The organism is Pseudomonas sp. Pseusp18 (assembly GCF_059506005.1).
Genome location: NZ_CP169240.1, coordinates 3,217,348 through 3,236,767, shown reverse-complemented (window position 1 = coordinate 3,236,767; position 19,420 = coordinate 3,217,348). Strand labels below are relative to the sequence as shown.

Genomic DNA, 19,420 nt, shown 5'->3' with positions numbered 1-19,420 from the left:
CTTGCAGGCAGGGTTTGCGACGGCTGCGCCGCCGAACGCAGCCTCGCGCTGCTCGGCAGCTGCTACAGATCGGGTTGATGCGTGATGTATCAGCAGGACAAGACACGCCTTTGAAGGCACATGGATTTTTGCAACACAACTAAGGACGGTAGCTTGATGGATAACAAGTACAACAAACTTGCCTTGCTCTGTGCACTGGCAACCCTGGGCACCGCACACGCGGCACCCTACGTGGAAAACGGCAGGGTCGGTGACCCGAACAGTTGGCGCAGCGCGGAGTTCAACGCCGACTGGGGGCTGGGGGCGATCAACGCTCAGGATGCCTATGCGGCCGGTTACACCGGCAAAGGGGTGAAACTGGGGATCTTCGACCAGCCGGTCTACGCCTTGCACCCGGAGTTTTCCGGGGCCAACAAGGTGATAACCCTGATCACCAGCGGCATCCGCGAATACACCGACCCGTACATTCCGGTCAAAGCCGGGGACGCTTTTCTCTATGACGGTTCGCCCTCGGTAGGCTCCAACGGCAAACTCGGCGCCCACGGCACACACGTCGGCGGGATCGCCGCGGGCAGTCGCGATGGCGGGCCGATGCACGGCGTCGCCTTTGGCGCGCAGATCATCAGCGCCGACAACGGCGACCCGGGCCCGGAAGACGGCATCATCCGTGGCAACGACGGCGCGGTGTACAAGGCCGGTTGGGACGCCCTGATCGCCAGCGGCGCGCGGATCATCAACAACAGCTGGGGCATCGGCATCACCGACCGCTTCGACCTCGGCGGCCGGGACCCGGCATACCCGCACTTCACCGTGCAGGACGCGCAGCTGCAATTCAACGAAATCCAGACCTTGCTCGGGACCAAACCCGGCGGTGCCTACGACGGCGCCATCGCGGCGGCCCGCAGCGGCATCGTCACGATCTTCGCCGCCGGCAACGACTACAACCTCAACAACCCGGACGCCATCGCCGGCCTCGGTTACTTCGTCCCCCAGATCACGCCGAACTGGATGACCGTCGCCGCGTTGCAGAAGAACCCGGACATCAACAGCCCGGACCTCTACACCATCAGCACCTTCTCGTCGCGTTGCGGCTACACCGCGAGTTTCTGCGTGTCGGCACCGGGCAGCCGCATCTATAGCTCGATCATCAGCGGCACCAATGCCGCTGACCTGACCACCGGCTACGCCAACTACAACGGCACCTCGATGGCGGCGCCGCACGTTGCCGGCTCGGTGGCAGTGTTGATGGAACGCTTCCCGTACATGACCGGCGCGCAAGTTGCCAGCGTGCTGCGCACCACCGCTACCGACCTCGGCGCACCCGGCGTCGACGCACTGTACGGCTGGGGCATGATCAACCTGCGCAAAGGCATCGATGGCCCGGCGATGTTCGTCACCGAGCAGGACATTCCCGAGGAGTTCCGCATCAACGGCGCCTACGGCTCCAGCCAGTTCGTCGCGGACTTGCCGGGTATCGGCGCGATCATCGACGCCGGCAAACCCACCGAGCGCGTGTGCAATGACGTGCATTGCGGGCTCGACTTCTGGCGTAACGACATTTCCGGCCATGGCGGCCTGACCAAGCAGGGCATCGGCACACTGGTGCTGACCGGCGCCAACACCTACACCGGCCCGACCCTGGTCAATCAGGGCCGATTGGCGATCAACGGTTCGCTGCTGTCGGCCGTCACCGTCAACAACAGCGGCATCCTTGGTGGTAACGGCAGCATTGCGGCGCTGACCGCCAAAAGCGGCGGCACCGTAGCGCCCGGCAACTCAATCGGCACCTTGCAGGTGGCGGGCGACGTGACCTTCGAACCTGGTTCGACCTACGCCGTAGAACTGTCGCCCACCAGCAGCGACCAGATCATCGCCGGCGGCAAGGCGATCATTGACGGCGCAACGGTCAGCCTGTCGCTGGAAAACAGCCCGACGCTGTTGACCACCGGCGAGGCGAAAACCCTGCTCGGCACTCGGTACAACATTCTGCAAGCAGCAGGCGGGATTGAAGGGCGCTTCGGTGCGGTAGTGCCGGACTACCTGTTCCTCGGCGGCACTCTCGATTATTCGGCGGGCGGCATTCAACTGGCCGTCGTTCGCAACGCAACGTCGTTCACCAGTGCCGGCCAAACCCCGAACCAACGCGCCGTGGCCGCTGCCGCCGAGCAACTGGGCGCAGGCAATCCGCTGTACGAAACCCTGCTGCTGTCGCCGACCGCCGCTGTCGCGCAACAAGCGTTCCAGCAGCTGTCTGGCGAGATTCATCCGGCGATCGGTACGCTGCTGATCAACGACAGCCGCTACCTGCGCGATGCCGTCGGCGAACGCTTGCGCAAGCGTGATCTGTTCGACGCCGGCGCACCGACCGATGACCGCAGCAATGCCTGGCTCAAAGTGCTCGGCGCCTGGGGCAAGAGCGATGGCGGGCATGACAACGCCAGTTCCAACAGCTCCATTGGCGGGCTGCTGGCCGGTGTCGATGGCTTGATCACTGAACATACGCGGTTGGGTTTCGTCACTGGTTACAGCGATAGCTCGTTGAGCATGGGCGACGGCACGCATTCGCAGGCATCGGTCGACAGCTACCACTTGGGCGCCTACCTGGGCCATGAGATCGACGCGCTGCGCCTGAGTGTCGGCGGTGCTTACAGCTGGCATCGCATCGACGTCAAACGCGACCTGCAATTCGGTGACGTCAGCGGCAAGCAGAAATCCAAACGCGATGCGACGACTGCACAGCTGTTCACCGAAGCGGCCTATCGCCTGGACCTGCAACCGCTGGCACTGGAGCCGTTCGCCAACCTGGCCTACGTGCACCTGAACAGCGACAGCTTTAGCGAAAAAGGTGACGCCGCCGCACTCAAGGGCGGTGAAAACAACCGCGATGCGGTGCTCTCGACCCTCGGTCTGCGGGCGAGCAAAGCCATTGCGCTGTCCGACCAGCACCAGTTGGAACTGTCCGGCACGCTCGGCTGGCAGCACAACCTGAGCAACACCCGTTCCGAAGACCACCTGGCCTTCGTCAACGGCAACACCGCGTTCAGCGTGCAAAGCGTGTCGATGGACCGCGATGCCGCGGTGGTCGGCGCCCGTGCCGGACTGGCGCTGGGCCGCGATACCCGTTTGAACCTGGATTACAACGGGCTGCTCGGCTCCCGGGAAAAAGACCACGGTGTGGGCCTGACCCTGGACTGGCAGTTCTGATTTGACGCAAAGGAAGCAACAACATGGGACTGTTTGATTACAAAAATGCCGGCAGTGAGGCCGGCAAGGCGTTGTACTCCGACGCGATCGCGCTGACGCTCTACGCGTACACGCCCACCGGCCAGCCACTGCCGGCGACCGCTTGGGCGCCGATTGGCGCGGCGGCCCTGGGCTATCAGGGCAAGGTCGGGCCTCAAGGCACCTTCTATGGCGAGAAGGACGGCTTCACCAGCGCCGAAGCCGAAATCCTCGGTAAATACGACGGGGCAGGGCAGCTGATCGGCCTCGGTATCGCCTTCCGTGGCACCGGTGGCCTGGGCTACAGCGACACCTTCGGTGACATGAAAAACAACCTGCTGGCCGCGGTCGGCCCGGTGGATTACGCGACGAACTACGCGAAAAATGCCTTCGACACTTTGCTCAAAAATGTCGCCGCGTTTGCCATCGCCCACGGCCTGAGCGCCAAGGACGTACTGGTCAGCGGGCACAGCCTCGGCGGGTTGGGGGTCAACAGCCTGGCGGAGTTGAGCGGCAATAACTGGGGTGGTTTCTTCAAGGACGCCAACTACATCGCCTTCGCCTCGCCGACCCAAAGCGCCACCGGCAACAACGTGCTGAACATCGGTTACGAGAACGACCCGGTGTTTCGCGTGCTTGACGGCACCACCTTCAGCAGTGGCTCGCTGGGCAAGCACGACGGTCATCAGGATTCGGCGACCAACAACATCGTCAACTTCAATGACCAGTACGCGTCCACCGCGCAGAACCTGGTGCCGTTCAGCATCCTCAACCCGCTGAACTGGTCGGCCCATGGCTCGTTGGGCTATGCCGACGGCTTGAACCGGGTGATCGACTCGCGCTTCTACGACCTCACCGACAAGGACTCGACGCTGATCGTTTCCAACCTGTCGGAGTCGTCCCGAGGCACAACTTGGGTCGAGGACCTGGGCCGCAGCGGCGAGCCCCACACCGGCAGCACGTTCATCATCGGCACCGACAGTAATGACTGGCTCAAGGGCGGCGCCGGCAATGACTTCATCGAAGGTCGAGACGGTAACGACCGGTTCCGCGATGACGGCGGCTACAACCTGCTGCTGGGCGGCAAGGGCAGCAACACCTTCGAGCTGCAGAAGCCGTTGCAGAACTTCAGCTTTGCCCATGACGGCGACGGCACCCTGTATGTGCGCGACGCCTACGGCGGCATCAGCATGACCCGCGACATCGGCGCGCTGGTGAGCAAGGAGTCGGGTTCATGGTGGGGCAGCAAGGAGGTGACCTACAACGTCACCGCCAATGGCTTGCTCAATGGTACGGAACTGACCCACTACAACCATTCGCTCAACGGCGACGCCTACGGCAACACGCTGGTGGCCAGCGTCGACGGTGACTGGCTGTTCGGCAACGCCGGCAACGACCTGCTGCGCAGCGACAAAAGCCACGTGACCTTCGTCGGCGGCACGGGCAATGACGTGATGCATGCCTCAGGCGGCGGCAACACCTTTTTGTTCAGCGGCGCCTTCGGCTTTGACGCGATCAATGGCTACCAGGGCAGCGACAAACTGGTGTTCATCGGCGTCCAGGGCGCGGGGCAGGGCTATGACTACACCCAGCATGCCTCACAGGCCGGCAACGACACAGTGCTGAAGATTGGCGATTACGCCGTGACGCTGGTGGGGGTGGGACTGGATAACCTGTCGGCTTCGGGAATTACCTTTGCGTAAAGGCTGCATGCACTGGATGCTCCGGGGCGCCTCGTGATCGAGGCGTCCTGGCTGTGAGCTATCTCTGACAATTCCAACAAAGAGAGAGGCAATACCAATGGGTGTGTATGACTACAAAAACTTCGGCGCAGCAGACTCCAAGGCGTTGTTCAGCGATGCCATGGCGATCACGCTGTATTCCTATCACAACCTCGACAACGGTTTCGCCACCGGGTACCAGCAAAACGGCTTCGGCCTGGGCTTGCCGGCAACCCTGGTGACCGCGCTGATCGGCGGCACCGACTCCCAGGGCGTCATTCCCGGCATTCCCTGGAACCCCGATTCGGAAAAGGCCGCGCTCGACGCCGTGCAAAAGGCCGGCTGGACACCAATCACCGCCGCGCAACTGGGCTATGACGGCAAGACCGACGCTCGCGGAACCTTCTTCGGCGAGAAGGCCGGTTACACCAGTGCGCAAGTGGAGATCCTCGGCAAGTACGACGCCCAGGGCCATCTCACGGAAATCGGCATCGCTTTTCGCGGCACCAGCGGCCCACGGGAAATCCAGATCGGCGATTCCATCGGCGATGTGATCAACGATCTGCTGGCGGCGTTGGGCCCCAAGGATTACGCGAAAAACTATGTGGGCGAAGCCTTTGGCAATTTGCTCGGCAAAGTCGCGGCGTTTGCCCAGGCCAATGGCCTGGCAGGCAAGGACGTGCTGGTCAGCGGCCACAGCCTCGGCGGGTTGGCCGTCAACAGCTTGGCGGACTTGAGCAGCGAAAAATGGTCCGGGTTCTACCAGGACTCCAATTACATCGCCTACGCCTCGCCGACCCAAAGCAGCAGCGACAAAGTGCTGAACATCGGTTACGAAAACGACCCGGTGTTCCGCGCCCTCGACGGCTCGTCGTTCAACCTGGCTTCGGTAGGCGTGCACGATGCTCCCAAGGATTCAGCGACCGATAACATCGTCAGCTTCAACGACCACTACGCCTCGACGGCGTGGAATGTGTTGCCGTATTCCATCCTTAACATTCCTACCTGGATCTCGCACTTGCCCACCGGTTACGGCGACGGCATGACCCGGGTGTTGGAGTCCAAATTCTACGACCTGACCAGCAAGGATTCGACGATCATCGTCGCCAACCTCTCGGACCCGGCGCGAGCCAACACCTGGGTCCAGGACTTGAACCGCAACGCCGAAACCCACAAAGGCAGCACCTTCATCATCGGCAGCGACGGCAATGACCTGATCCAGGGCGGCAAGGGCAACGACTACATCGAAGGCCGCGACGGTAACGACACCTTCCGCGACAGTGGTGGCTACAACATCCTGTTGGGCGGCAAGGGCAGCAACGTGCTGGACCTGCAACAGTCGGTGAAGAATTTCGTCTTCGCCAATGACGGTGCCGGCAACCTGTACGTGCGTGACGCCAATGGCGGCATCAGCATCACCCGCGACATCGGCAGCATCGTTACCAAGGAACCGGGGTTTCTCTGGGGCCTGTTCAAGGATGACGTGACCCACAGCGTCACCGCCAATGGCCTCACCGTCGGCAGCAACCTGACCCAGTACGCCTCGAGCGTGAAGGGCACCACCGGCGCCGACACCCTCAAGGCCCATACAACGGGCGACTGGTTGTTTGGCCTGGACGGCAACGACCACTTGATCGGCAGCGCCGGCAACGATGTGTTTGTCGGCGGGGCGGGTAATGACCTGATCGAGTCGGGCGGCGGGATTGATACTTTCCTGTTTAGCGGCACATTTGGCCATGACCGGGTGGTGGGCTACCAGTCCAACGACAAACTGGTGTTCCTCGGGGTTCAGGGCGTCGCACCAAACGACGACTTCCGCGCCCATGCCACGGCGGTGGGGCAGGATACTTTGCTGACATTTGGCAGTGATTCGGTGACCCTGGTGGGTGTCGGGCTGGACAGTTTGTCCGGTAGCGCGATTGTGATCGCCTGAGGGTAATGGGGCGCCGGTAAGGGCCTCTTCGCAAGCAAGCTTCGCTCCAGGGAATGCATTCCAATGCAGGAGCGAGGCTTGCCCGCAAAGAACGATAACGCGGTTGTCTCCGTGACTCACCAACCGCTCCCGGACTTGAATACCTGCACCAACAGGAACTGGCACTAAAGCATCAGCCCTCTCATGCGTTACGCTATAACGCTATAGCTGCATGCCGCCATTGAGTACAGGAGATTTAGTAACGTGAGTAACAGCAAGAGGTATACCTTCGGTCTGGCGCTGGCCTTGTTATCGGCAGCCGCCGCCGCAGAACTGCCTCAGAGCTCGATTCTGACCCGTTACGGGGTCACTTCCGATCAGTTGCCGAAACCGGCAGCCGCCGAAACCGCCAAGCCCGTCGAAGAAAAAAGCCGCTTCCAGCTCCAGCCGGAACAGCCCTGGGTGACCGTGCGCCTGGGTGACGGCAAACAACCGGAGAAGACCGGCAACATCAGCATCGACCGTTCGATGCAGCAGGAACAGGAGCGCTGCCAGCGAATGCAGGAACAACTGATCCGGCGTGGCGGGCAATACATTTCCTGTGATAACAACGTTCCCGGGAACTCACTAAACCTATTAATGCCGGACAATTAAGCCGTAATGCGATCTGTAGCAGCTGTCGAGCTTGCGAGGCTGCGTTCGGCTGCAGAGCAGTCGTAAAACCAGACATTGCGGTGCATCAGGCAGACCGCGTTAGCCGGATTCACGACTGCTTCGCAGCCGAACGCAGCCTCGCAAGCTCGACAGCTGCTACGGCGAACGCACAAAGAGTGCGTTCCGGCTGAACTGACCGGCATTAGCCCCTGAGCGCCCGTTACTGCATGGGCGCTCAATACCCCTGTGCGCGATCGATCTCGCCGAGCATCGGCTCACCCCGTTGATGCCGGCGGATGTTTTCCAGCAACACCCCGAACGCGCTTTCCGGCTGGGTCATCGCGGCGATGTGTGGCGTCAGCAGAATCTGCGGGTGGTGCCAGAACGGATGATCCTCCTGTGCCGGTTCCTGCTGCAGCACATCGAGTACCGCGCCGCTCAAATGCCCGCTGCCCAGCGCTTCCAGCAGATCCTCTTCTATCAAATGCCCGCCACGGCCCATGTTGATCAGCGCCGCGCCCTTGGGCAGTTGCTCAAACAGGTTGCGATCAAGAATGCCCTGGGTCTGTTCGGTCAGCGGCAATACACACAACAGAATGTCGCACTGGCTGAGGAACGCCGACAGTTGCGCGTTGCCGGCATAGCAATCGATCCCCGGAATGTGATGGGCACTGCGCGCCCAGCCAGACAAGGCAAAGCCCAGCGGTTGCAAGGTCGCCAGAATCTGCTGCGCCTGGGCGCCGAGCCCCATGACCCCAACCCGACGTTTGGCCGCCGGTTGCAGCAAGTGCGCCTGCCAGCAGCGAGCTATTTGTTGCTGGCGATAGCGCAGCATGTCGCGGTGCAGGCTGAGTACGGCAAAAGTCGCGTATTCGCACATGCCACGGGTGATGCCCGGATCCAGCAGGCGCACCACCGGCAAGCTCGCCGGCAGGCGTCCGAGGTCGAGTTGATCGACGCCGGCGGACAGGGCAAACAGCACTTGCAGATTCGGCAGCACAACGTCGAGATCGTCAGGTGCCTGCCACGCGGCCAGGTATTGAATGTCCTTCGGGTCGCCGATGTCCGGCCAGGCGCGCCATTCGATATCCGGGGCGTGTTCGGCAAACAGCGCTTTCCACTGTTCGCCGCGCACAGGGTCAGCTTTATACAGCAGGGCCATGGGCATTTCCTGAAAGGTGAAGGGGCTGCCCATCATCGCGCAATACCAGCGCAGGATCTGTCGAAAGCAGCGGCTTTAACGGGTTGTGTGATCTTGTATCGACCCGGCATCGGCAGATTCGGCGGGCTGAAGGAATCTGCCGTTTGGCGGGGTGAAAACAGTCGATCCGAATTTCTCAGGGGGCAAGTTCGGCGTAGTTCGTTTCGCGCAAGCCTTAACCTGAACACCATCGCAACCACTTCCCGGTTGCCGGACTCACGATGGGAAATGCCATGAATAGCAAAGTCGACGAAACCCCTCATTTGCTCCGTCAGCGCGATCAATTCGTGCCACGTGGCCTGGTTACCGCGCACCCGTTGGTGATCGATCGGGCCCAGGGTTCAGAATTGTGGGACGTGGACGGCAAGCGCTACCTGGACTTTGTCGGCGGTATCGGTGTGCTTAACATTGGTCACAATCACCCGAAGGTGGTCGCGGCGGTGCAGGCGCAGTTGCAGAAAGTCTCCCACGCGTGTTTTCAGGTGGTGGCCTATAAGCCTTATCTCGACCTGGCCCAGCGCCTGTGCGAAATGATCGGCGGCCATGACGCTTATAAAGCAGCGTTCTTTACCTCCGGCGCCGAAGCGGTGGAAAACGCGGTGAAGATTGCCCGCGCCCACACCAACCGCTCGGCAGTGATCGCCTTTCGTGGCGGGTTCCATGGCCGGACCTTGCTCGGCACCACGCTGACCGGCATGAGCCAGCCGTATAAACAGAACTTCGGGCCGTTCGCGCCGGAGGTCTTCCACACCCCGTATCCGAATGCCTATCGCGGTGTCACCAGCGACATGGCGCTCAAGGCACTGGACGAGTTGTTGGCGACCCAAGTGGCGCCTGAGCGGGTCGCGGCGATCATCATCGAACCGGTGCAGGGCGATGGCGGTTTCCTTGCGGCACCGGCGGAGTTTCTACAGGCCCTGCGTGCCCTGACTGAAAAGCACGGCATCGTGCTGATCCTCGATGAGATCCAGACCGGTTTCGGGCGTACCGGCAAATGGTTCGGTTTCCAGCACGCCGGGATTCAGCCGGATCTGGTCACCGTGGCCAAGAGCCTGGCCGGCGGTTTGCCGCTGTCCGGTGTGGTCGGTAAAGCCGAGATCATGGACGCGCCATTGCCCGGCGGCCTTGGCGGTACTTACGGCGGCAACGCGCTGTCGTGCGCGGCGGCGCTGGCGGTGATCGAGGCCTACGAGCAAGAGCAGTTGCTGGCCCGTGGCGAAGCGTTGGGCGAGCGTCTGCGTCAGGGACTGTTGCGCTTGCAGGCCCGTTACCCGCGGATCGGCGACGTGCGCGGCAGCGGCTTCATGCTGGCGATCGAGCTGATCAAGGATGACGAGGCACGGACCGCGGATGCCGACCTCAACCAACGACTGATCGACGAAGCCCGGGCCGGTGGCCTGTTGGTGATCAAGTGCGGCGTGCAACGCAACGTGTTGCGCTTCCTCGCGCCACTGGTGACCAGCGAAGCACAGATCGATGAAGCGTTGCAGATTCTCGACGCGGCACTGGCACGAGTCTTGAACTGAGCTCACGCCAGCTCACGGGCGCTGCCACACGGCATCGCCCGTGAGCATTTATGGAGCATGGATTGATGGAATGCATCATCGGAGGCTTTACACACCATGGGGCTGACTGATTATCGAGCGTTGCTGATCGATTGCGATGAGGTGCTGGTGGATCGCGACTCCGGAGTCTGGGCGGCGTTGCAGCCGCTGCTCGACAGCCGTGGCGGTCACCCGGACAAGGCACAGGTGCTGGCCGAATTCAGCGAGGTGGTGCAGGCGCTGTACCCGCGTTTCGGCGAGTTGGGCTTCAGTGGTTTGCTGTGTTTCGCCCACCGTCAATTGGCCGAGCGCTGGGAGTTGAAAGCCAGCTGGGAGGAGGGCATGAGCTTCGCCCGGTCCGTCGTCGGCTGGTCGTTGTTCGAGGATGCACCCGGCGCCATGCTGTACTTGCGCAAGTTCTATCGCCTGCTGGTGCATGGCGACCGTGACGCCGAAGATCGCGGCCTGCTGTGCGAACGCCTGGGGATCATGCCCGACGATTTTATTTCCCTGGCAAGCGACCCATTGCAGGATCATGACTGGCTGGCGGCCAATGACCTTGATGCCAACACCATCCTCCAGGTAACCCGGCCTGGCGCCCGGCAACCGGGGGCGGGCGCGGTCTGCCTGATCTGTCGCGGCCGGGCCAGACACCCGTCGCCGTGCGCGGCGGATTACTGCATCAACAGCATGGCGGATCTGGTGGCTCAGCATCAGCTGTCTTTACGGCGCTGATTTTGCTAGAAGATTGTCTTACAAACGGCAGTCAAGAGGTACGCAATGGAAGGTTTAGTAAAACTGGACCGAATCGACATCAGCATCCTGGTTGAGCTGCAAAAGGACGGGCGCATGACCAACGTCAGCCTGGCCGATGCCGTGGGCCTGTCGGCCAGCCCCTGCCTGCAACGGGTCAAGCGGCTGGAGTCGGCCGGGTATATTTCCAGCTACAAGGCTCACCTGAACCTGGCCAAGATCACCGACTCGGTCACGGTGTTCACCGAGATCACCTTGAGCGACCACAAGCGCGAGGACTTCGCCAAGTTTGAGTCCAATATCCGTCTGGTCGATGAAGTGCTCGAATGCCACTTGATCAGCGGTGGCTACGATTACCTGGTGCGCTTCATGACACGCAGCATCCAGCATTATCAGGAAGTCGTCGAAAGCCTGCTGGACAAGAACATCGGCATCTCCAAGTATTTCAGCTACATCGTCATCAAGTCACCCGTACTGAAGGACGGCGTGCCGCTGCGCAAATTGTTGCGGCACTGAAGCTGACGCCACATCCCCCCATTCCCTTGCAGCCTGCCGCGCCTTCGAAAGAGGCGCGCGACGGGCTCTGTGTAGCAGCTGCCGAGCAGCGCGAGGTGGCGTTCGGCTGCGTAGCAGTCGTAAACCCTGAATGCACGGTGTACCTGACGGATCGCAGTGACTGATTTTGCGGCTGCTTCGCCGCCGAACGCCGCCTCGCGCTGCTCGACAGCTGCTACGGAGAATTCGGTTTGGGCATGCACCTCAATCGGACATCGGGGCCGCACAACCGCTTCAACACGCTTCATGCTGGCGCAGGCCGTATAAACCGCTGTTTACGCGGCGAAAACAGTCTTCGTTTGCATTACGGGCGATGAATTCGGAACAAAGCGCAAAATCGCCTGCGTTGTAATGCGTTCAGAGAGAGGGGCAGGTCGTTGCACGGCTTCAGTTCAACACTGTCGTTCTATCGAAAGGAAGGTCAGGTACCCTTGCCGCGGGCGCCGTCGCAGCTGCCGGCATCGGAAGTTGCCAGGCTGAAGAAACAGGGCTGAGCCAGCGGTAGTCCACTGACCAAGACATGAGTAACTGATATGACCCTATCCACAAGCGTGGCAGGGCAGGCGGGAAGTGTTTCCCCTGCGCTGGCCACCAGCGTTGCCAAAACCAACACCCGGATGCTGGCCATCGATGCTCTGCGCGGTTTTGTCATGCTGTTGATGCTCATCGACCATGTGCGCGAAACCTTTCTGCTGCACCGCCAGGTCACCGACCCGATCGATGCCTTGAGCGTGACCCCGGACCTGTTCTTCACCCGCCTGCTGAGCACCCTTTGCGCCCCGGTGTTCATCTTCCTCACCGGGTTGTCGGCCTGGCTCTACAGCCAGAAACACACGGCCAATGAAACGTCGGTGTTCCTGCTCAAGCGCGGGCTATTCCTGGTGTTGCTGGAGCTCACGTTCGTGTGCTTTGCCTGGAACGCCGAGTTCCCGCCCAAGACGCTGTGGCTGCAAGTGATCTGGTGCATCGGCATCTGCATGATCGTGCTTGCCGGGTTGCTGCACTTCAAGCGCGGCTGGCTGATCGTGCTCGGGGTGGCGATCGTCTCCGGGCACAACCTGCTCGATGGCGTGACCGTGGGGCCGGAGTCGCCGTTCTTCGTGCCGTGGTCGATCCTGCATCAGCGCGTATTCATCGACATCACCGAGTTCACCCGGGCTCGCACCACGTACCCGGTGTTGCCGTGGATCGGCGTAATCCTGCTGGGCTGGGCCATCGGGCCGTGGTTCGGCAAGGACATGGCCCCGGCAGAGCGGATTTCCCGCTTGCTCAAAGTCGGCTTCGGCCTGCTGGCGGCGTTTGTGTTCATCCGCTATCTGAACGTTTACGGCGAGAAACCCTGGGTGCAGACCGGTGATTCGCTGCGCACTTTCATGAGCTTCATGAGCGCGAAGAAGTACCCGCCGTCACTGATGTTCCTGATGCCGACCCTTGGCCTGGGGCTGATTCTCCTGGCGTTGTTCGAGAAGGCCCAGGATCGTTGGTCCACCGCGACTCTGGCGGTCTACGGTGGTGCGCCGATGTTCTTCTACTTGTTGCACCTGTATGTGCTCAAGGCCATGTACCTGGTGGCCGTTGCCATCTGGGGCGCCAATCAGGGCACCTATTACGGCTTCGATAACCTGCCCATGGTCTGGCTGTGGAGCGTGATTCTCGGGGTGCTGCTGTTCTTCCCGACGCGCTGGTTCGCCAACCTCAAGCAGCGCCGTCGCGACATCGCGATTCTCAAATACCTTTGATTCAAAGACGCCCCTCGGTGGCCCCCATTCGGTGTGAAATTCTGAGGCCCACGCCTTGTAGCAGCTGCCGAGCGCGCGAGGCTGCGTTCGGCTGCGTAGCAGTCGCAAAATCAGGCGCTGCGGTCCGTCAGGCACGCTGCGCATTCAGGGATTACGACTGCTGCGCAGCCGAACGCAGCCTCGCACAGCTCGGCAGCTGCTACGGGATTAGCGTAACCGGGACCGATTACGCTGATTCAAATCGGCCAGCGCTATTTGACGGCGTAAACCTTGCGCACATACCGCGCACTGCTCCAGGCGCACGGTGCGCCTTGCGGTACGAACACGGTGTCACCGGGGTTGACGGTTACGCTGGTTCCATCCGGCGCCTGTAAAGTCACGCTGCCTTCGAGCAGGTGCATCAGCTCGTTGAGTTTGTGCGCTCGGCCATGGCGGGTGTACGGCGTCGAATCCCAGACACCCACGCGCAGATTAGTCGTGTCGTCTTCGAAGGCATTGCGCGAGCGGCACTGCGGCGTGGGCCCGATCAGTATCTGCGGTTCCGGTGCCGCCGAAGGGGACAGCATCGCCAGCGGGTCGAGCGCTGTCAGCCCCGGTTTCTGTTCGGCGCTGGGGCTGGTGACGGCGCAGAAGGCCCAGCAAGTATCGGGTTGTGCCTGAAACCTGAGCGCCGTGCCGCGACCGATCACGGCGCTGGCACCGATGCCCAGTTCCAGCACCTGTTCCCCGGATTGCAGCACCACATGCCCGGCATGGACCACAATCACTTCGGTGTGCGGGAAGCCCTCGATATCGAAGGATTTGCTGGTGTAAACAAGCCCCGCCGAGATGCTGTCGGACCCAATGTAGGCGATCTGACGACCGTCCATGAACGGATCGATGGAACTCAAGGGCGCTGCCTTGAAAGACGTAGACACGCGGCTGCCGTCGGCGCGGGCCAACAGCACAATGGTGGGTTGAGACATGCGGGTGACGCTCCCTGCAAATGGGGGGTAGAAAGTGATGGAAGGCGCTCGCTTCATCGCGCGCCGGGATCAGCCGATGGCTTGGGTGACGAGGGCAAATTGGCGTACGCCGTTGGCCGCTTGCGGCGGCGTGCCCCGTGCCATTTGCGCCACGGTGTCGACCTGTTTGAGACCGGCCAGCTCCAGCCACTCGCTCAAACCACTGTCCGCTGGAATGTCGATTCGCACGAAAGCGTCCGGCACCTGGGCCAGCAACACGGCGATCAGGTGTTTGGCCTGTTCAAGGGTTTCGGCGATGACCGGGCCGAGGCAACGACCGCGACCAAACGGGCGCAGCAGGGCGAAGGCACGCAACTGACCGTCGCGCTCGATGCCCACCGAATGCTCGGCCACCGCAAACAGCTCCGTGAGCACCGCTTGCCGGTCCAGACCACTGCCGGCGTTGGCCAGTGCCAGTTGAGGAGCCCGATCCGCCGCCTGTAACGGACGGCATTCTTCACCATCCGCCAGCGGTTCAAGCGCGGGCGCCTGGGCCAGGCCTTGATGCTGCTGAATCCGCCCGAACTCGACAAACCCCTGGCTGGCGTAAAGCGGTGCGCCGGCTAGGGTTGCATTGAGCATCGGCGTGCGCGACTGGCAGGCTAGCAGCGCGTGTTCCATCAACCGACGGCCGATGCCCTTGCCCTGATAGTTGTCACTGACAATCACCAGGCCGATGGTGGCGAAGTCGCCTTGCCGGCAGGCGAATGCGGTGCCGATCAATCGATCGCCATCGAGCACCACAAAGCCTTCGCTGACCCGCTGCAACATCGCCCAGTCTTCCAGGCGATGAGGCCACTTCAACTCGACAGACAAGGCATGGGCCGAAGGCAAATCAGCAGCGGTCATCGGCCGATAGACATAAGCGGAAGGGTGCGAGGCGGACATGATGAATCTCCGTTTTACAGTGTGCGCGATCAACCGGTTTTCCGGCGCGAGGATGCCTGTATCCCATCTGCGTGAAGGCCTGACAAGGGGGGTGGAAGGATTCGGCAGATTCCTCACATCAAAGGCCTGCAGACCACACTTACTACTTAATTGCCCCATAAGGTCGGCAGCAAATGCTTGGGCTTTTTTTCTACGATGGAGGCCTGAGTAAACGCCTCGCCGTCCCTTTTTGGAGTGCTCCATGGATAGCTTCGATCCTCGCCTTATCGCTGTGCGCAGCGCTCATTTTATTGCCGGAAAATACCGCGACGCCCAACCGGGGCTGGAGGTGGTTCGCCCTTCAGACGGTCAGGCCTATGCCCAGTTGCCGATCGCCGATGCCGACCTGGTGGATGAGGCGGTGAACGATGCCTGGCAGGCGTTTAACCGAAGCGATTGGGCCAGCCGTCCGCCCCGGGAACGGGCACGGGTCATGCGTCGCTGGGCCGATCTGATCGAAGCCGATGTCGCCGTGCTGGCGCCGCTGGAAGCGGTGGGCTCGACCCGTCCGCATAAAGATGTGATCGCCTGGGACATTCCTTATGTCGCCGAGGGCATTCGTTTCTTTGCCGAACTGGCGGACAAGCACGGCGGCCAAGTCGCGGCGACCCAGACCGATCGCCTGGGCATGCAGATCGCTGAACCGTACGGCGTGATCGCCGCCATCGCGCCGTGGAATTTCCCCTTGAGCATGGCTTCATGGAAAGTCGCGCCGGCGCTGGCTGCCGGCAATGCCGTGGTGCTCAAGCCGTCGGAGCTGACGCCGTTTTCCAGCCTGCGCTTTGCCGAACTGGCGCTGCAGGCGGGCATTCCTGCCGGGATTTTCAACGTGGTTCAGGGCGATGGCCGCGTCACTGGCGACGCCTTGTGCCGTCATCCACGGGTGGGCAAGGTAACCTTTACCGGCTCCACGGCGACGGGTTCGAGCATTATGTCCACTTGTGCATTGGTAGGGCCGAAACCGGTGACGCTGGAGCTGGGCGGCAAGAGTCCGCAACTGGTGTTCGCCGATGTGCCGGACATCGCGAAAACCGCGCGCACCGTGGCGCTGGCTATCACCGGCAATGCCGGGCAGGTGTGCGTGTCTGGTTCGCGGTTGTTGATCGAGCGCTCGATCATGGAACCGTTCGTTGCGCACTTGCAGGCGTATTTCGAGGAATTGCGCCCGGGGCCGACCTGGTCGTCCGAGAGTACGCTGTCGCCGATCATTTCCCGGTTGCAGGCCAGCCGTATCGACGGCATCGTCCAGCGTTCACGCCAGGCCGGGGCCGAAGTGCTGACTGGCGGTGGTTTGTTTGAAGGGCTGGGCGGTGCCTATTACCAGCCGACCTTGCTGGCCGGCCTGGACAATCAGAACCCGGCGATCTGTGAAGAAATCTTCGGCCCGGTGCTGACGGTGCAGGCGTTCGATGACGAACAGCAGGCACTGAGCCTGGCCGCGCACGCCACCTACGGCCTGGCGGCGGGCGTGCACACCGCCGACATCAACCGCGCCCTGCGACTGGTCCGGCGGCTGGAGGCGGGCACGGTGTGGGTCAACCGCTATGGACGCAGCAACGACTACATCCTGCCGACCGGTGGCTACAAACGCTCCGGCATCGGCAAGGACCTGGGTCGCGAAGCCTTCGAAGCCAATCTGCGCTTCAAGAGTGTGCTGATCGATATCGCTGGCTAATGTCCGCCCCCTAACACCTGTGGCGAGGGAGCTTGCTCCCGCTGGGGGGCGAAGCACCCCAAATCCAACGACCACAATCCTTCAGGTAGTACGCATCAGCCGACTTTACGACTGCTTCGCAGCCGAACGGGAGCAAGCTCCCTCGCCACAGGTGATCCGTTAACCGCAGATCGTCGACGGGTTTCAAACCGCACCCAAACGGGCGCTTCCTCTGGTAAGCGCCCGTTTTCGTTCAGCCCGGCGCAGGTTCTGCCGTGAATGGGGGCGTTCGTCAGCCTCGCGTAGCCATGAAGGTCCATAAGAGCGCATAAATACGGGGGTTGCCCAAGGCTGGAGCGAGCCGCAAAGTCTGCTGAGGGGGCAGGCTAAAACGGTGGTTTGTATCAAGCAGAGGTCGCTTTTAACGCCATCTGCTGATTTCACGGTGTTGTAATGACGGTGTGCTGCAGCGTTGCATCGCCGCTCCCGAAACGCAGCGAATACCTGTCGCGCCATGACCTCAACGAACTTCAGGACCGCACTCAATGAGCTTTCTACGCCCCAAATTCATTACGTTCGACTGCTACGGTACGCTGACCAATTTCCACATGGGCACGATGACTCGCGAACTGTTCGCCGACCGCGTGGCGCCCGAGCAGATGGATCAGTTCGTCAAGGACTTCTCGGCCTATCGCCTGGACCAGGTCATGGGTGACTGGATGCCGTATGACGAAATCCTCAAGACCTCCCTGGCGCGGGTCTGCAAGCGTTGGGGTGTCGAATACCGTGGCGAAGGCCAGCTGTATTACGACGCCGTGCCGACCTGGGGCCCGCACCCGGACGTGCCGGCCGGTCTGTCGAAAATCGCCGACAAGATCCCCCTGGTGATTTTCTCCAACGCCAGCGACAGCCAGATCATGTCCAACGTCGACAAGCTCGGCGCACCGTTTCACAAGGTCTTCACCGCCGAACAGGCCCAGGCCTACAAGCCGCGCCTGGCGGCGTTCGAGTACATGCTCGACAACCTCAACTGCGGCCCGGAAGACATCTTGCATGTGTCTTCCAGTTTCCGTTACGACCTGATGCCGGCCCACGACATGAAGATCAAGAACAAGGCCTTCGTCGCCCGCGGTCACGAGGTTCCGGGCAATGCGTTCTACGGCTACCAGCAGATCACCGACATCGGTGGACTGGCGGCGCTGGTCGGCCTCTGAGTTGAACGGTAACGGCGCTCTTCACGGAATAAGGGGTTAGACATGGGCAGTGAATCCTACTGGCTCGACACCGCACCGGCCTTCACCGGTGCTCAGCTCGGCGCATTGCCCGGGCAGGTCGACGTGGCCATCGTCGGTGGCGGTTTCACCGGCCTGGCGGCGGCTCGCGCGCTGGCCTTGAAGGGCGCCAGTGTGGTGGTGCTGGAAGCCGGGAGAGTGATCGGCGAAGCCTCCGGGCGCAATGGCGGCCAATGCAACACCGGCGTTGCCCAGGACTATGCCGGGCTGAGTGCCAGCCTCGGTGCCGACAAGGCGCGGGCCTATTACCAGGCCTATGAAAACGCGGTGCAGAGCGTTGTGTCCCTGGTGGAGCAGGAGCAGATCGCTTGCGACCTCAAGCGCAACGGCAAGCTCAAACTGGCGGCCAAACCGCTGCACTACGAAGGCCTGGCGCGCACCTGCGAATTGATTCGCAAGGAGGTCGATGCCGAGGTCGAGTTGCTGAACGCCGAACAGACCCGCGCCGAAGTGAATTCGGCCCAGTTCCATGGCGGCTTGCTGCAGCGCAACGGTGTGCAGATGCATGTCGGGCGTTTCGGCGTCGGTCTGGCTGAGGCTGCGGCGCGTCACGGCGCGCTGATCTATCAAGGTACGTCGGTGACGGACTGGAAGGCCCAGGCCGGCGGTTATCGGGTCAACACCGCCAAGGGTTCTTTGCACGCCGGGCAAGTACTGCTGGCGACCGGCGCTTGTCAGCACGGTGGCCTGGGCTGGTATCGGCGGCGGATCGTGCCGGTCGGCAGTTTCGTGATCGCCACTGAGGTGCTGCCGCAGTTCCTCATCGATCAGTTGCTGCCCGGTCGGCGAGCCTATGTCACCAGTCGCATGATCGGTAACTACTTTCGCCTGACCCCGGACAACCGCTTGCTGTTCGGCGGCCGTGCGCGGTTCGCGATGTCCGACAGCGTGTCCGACGCCAAGAGCGGCAAGGTGTTGCAAGCGGCGATGGTGCAGATGTTCCCGCAGTTGGCCAAGGTGAAAATCGACTACTGCTGGGGCGGGCTGGTGGACATGACCTCCGACCGTTTGCCTCGCGCCGGTCAGCATGGCGGGGTTTATCACTCCATGGGCTACAGCGGCCATGGAGTGCAGATGTCGGTGCACATGGGCCAGGTGATGGCCGAGGTGATGGCCGGCAAAGTCGAGGCCAATCCCTGGCGCGAACTCGACTGGCCAGCGATTCCCGGGCATTTCGGCAAGCCGTGGTTCTTGCCGTTCGTGGGCGCTTACTACCGCCTCCAGGACTATTTGCATTGAGTT

At 61.9% G+C, this 19,420-nt stretch carries 14 protein-coding genes; 11 read left to right on the top strand and 3 right to left on the bottom strand.

Annotation, left to right across the window (positions count from 1 at the left end; all coding sequences use genetic code 11):
* The first annotated feature begins 156 nt into the window (after positions 1-156).
* The 4 genes from ACEN9A_RS14520 (at position 157) to ACEN9A_RS14505 (ending at position 7,509) form a co-directional block, all read left to right on the top strand.
* A complete protein-coding gene (locus ACEN9A_RS14520; RefSeq protein ID WP_258668467.1) occupies positions 157-3,204 on the top strand; it encodes an autotransporter serine protease in 3,048 nt (1,015 codons plus the stop codon).
* A 23-nt stretch (positions 3,205-3,227) separates the two neighbouring features.
* Positions 3,228-4,925 carry a polyurethane esterase gene (locus ACEN9A_RS14515; protein WP_258668464.1) on the top strand — a complete coding sequence of 566 codons (1,698 nt, stop codon included), beginning with the start codon at positions 3,228-3,230 and terminating at the stop codon, positions 4,923-4,925.
* Positions 4,926-5,022: 97 nt separating this feature from the next.
* Positions 5,023-6,876: a polyurethane esterase gene (locus tag ACEN9A_RS14510; RefSeq protein ID WP_258668461.1), complete on the top strand. Its 1,854-nt coding sequence runs from the start codon at positions 5,023-5,025 to the stop codon at positions 6,874-6,876.
* A gap of 243 nt (positions 6,877-7,119) precedes the next feature.
* Positions 7,120-7,509 (top strand): hypothetical protein, encoded by a 390-nt coding sequence (locus ACEN9A_RS14505; RefSeq protein ID WP_258668459.1) that lies wholly within the window; start codon positions 7,120-7,122, stop codon positions 7,507-7,509.
* A 235-nt stretch (positions 7,510-7,744) separates the two neighbouring features.
* On the opposite strand, the gene ACEN9A_RS14500 is transcribed toward ACEN9A_RS14505, so the two are convergent.
* Positions 7,745-8,671 carry a 2-hydroxyacid dehydrogenase gene (locus ACEN9A_RS14500; protein WP_258668457.1) on the bottom strand — a complete coding sequence of 309 codons (927 nt, stop codon included), beginning with the start codon at positions 8,669-8,671 and terminating at the stop codon, positions 7,745-7,747.
* 272 nt (positions 8,672-8,943) lie between these two features.
* Between ACEN9A_RS14500 and gabT the strand changes: the two genes are divergently transcribed.
* The 4 genes from gabT (at position 8,944) to ACEN9A_RS14480 (ending at position 13,301) form a co-directional block, all read left to right on the top strand.
* The gene (gene gabT / locus ACEN9A_RS14495) at positions 8,944-10,236 is read left to right on the top strand and encodes a 4-aminobutyrate--2-oxoglutarate transaminase (protein WP_019649875.1); all 1,293 of its coding nucleotides are present in this window, start codon (positions 8,944-8,946) and stop codon (positions 10,234-10,236) included.
* 96 nt (positions 10,237-10,332) lie between these two features.
* Positions 10,333-10,989: an HAD family hydrolase gene (locus ACEN9A_RS14490; RefSeq protein WP_258668455.1), complete on the top strand. Its 657-nt coding sequence runs from the start codon at positions 10,333-10,335 to the stop codon at positions 10,987-10,989.
* Positions 10,990-11,034: 45 nt separating this feature from the next.
* A complete protein-coding gene (locus ACEN9A_RS14485) occupies positions 11,035-11,523 on the top strand; it encodes an Lrp/AsnC family transcriptional regulator (protein WP_003174918.1) in 489 nt (162 codons plus the stop codon).
* A gap of 572 nt (positions 11,524-12,095) precedes the next feature.
* Positions 12,096-13,301, top strand: a complete 1,206-nt coding sequence (locus ACEN9A_RS14480) for an acetyltransferase domain-containing protein (protein WP_258668453.1) — start codon at positions 12,096-12,098, stop codon at positions 13,299-13,301.
* Positions 13,302-13,552: 251 nt separating this feature from the next.
* Here ACEN9A_RS14480 and ACEN9A_RS14475 read toward each other — a convergent pair whose 3' ends face one another.
* Positions 13,553-14,266: a cupin domain-containing protein gene (locus tag ACEN9A_RS14475; RefSeq protein WP_258668451.1), complete on the bottom strand. Its 714-nt coding sequence runs from the start codon at positions 14,264-14,266 to the stop codon at positions 13,553-13,555.
* A gap of 69 nt (positions 14,267-14,335) precedes the next feature.
* A complete protein-coding gene (locus ACEN9A_RS14470) occupies positions 14,336-15,193 on the bottom strand; it encodes a GNAT family N-acetyltransferase (RefSeq protein ID WP_258668449.1) in 858 nt (285 codons plus the stop codon).
* 241 nt (positions 15,194-15,434) lie between these two features.
* Here ACEN9A_RS14470 and ACEN9A_RS14465 point away from each other — a divergent pair, with 241 nt between their 5' ends.
* The 3 genes from ACEN9A_RS14465 to ACEN9A_RS14455 all read left to right on the top strand — a co-directional run bounded on the left by ACEN9A_RS14465 (position 15,435) and on the right by ACEN9A_RS14455 (position 19,417).
* Positions 15,435-16,907 carry an aldehyde dehydrogenase family protein gene (locus ACEN9A_RS14465; RefSeq protein ID WP_258668448.1) on the top strand — a complete coding sequence of 491 codons (1,473 nt, stop codon included), beginning with the start codon at positions 15,435-15,437 and terminating at the stop codon, positions 16,905-16,907.
* A gap of 524 nt (positions 16,908-17,431) precedes the next feature.
* Positions 17,432-18,100, top strand: coding sequence for a haloacid dehalogenase type II (locus ACEN9A_RS14460; RefSeq protein WP_258668447.1), 669 nt, complete (start codon positions 17,432-17,434; stop codon positions 18,098-18,100).
* A 42-nt stretch (positions 18,101-18,142) separates the two neighbouring features.
* Positions 18,143-19,417 (top strand): NAD(P)/FAD-dependent oxidoreductase, encoded by a 1,275-nt coding sequence (locus ACEN9A_RS14455; RefSeq protein WP_413386319.1) that lies wholly within the window; start codon positions 18,143-18,145, stop codon positions 19,415-19,417.
* Positions 19,418-19,420: the final 3 nt, after the last annotated feature.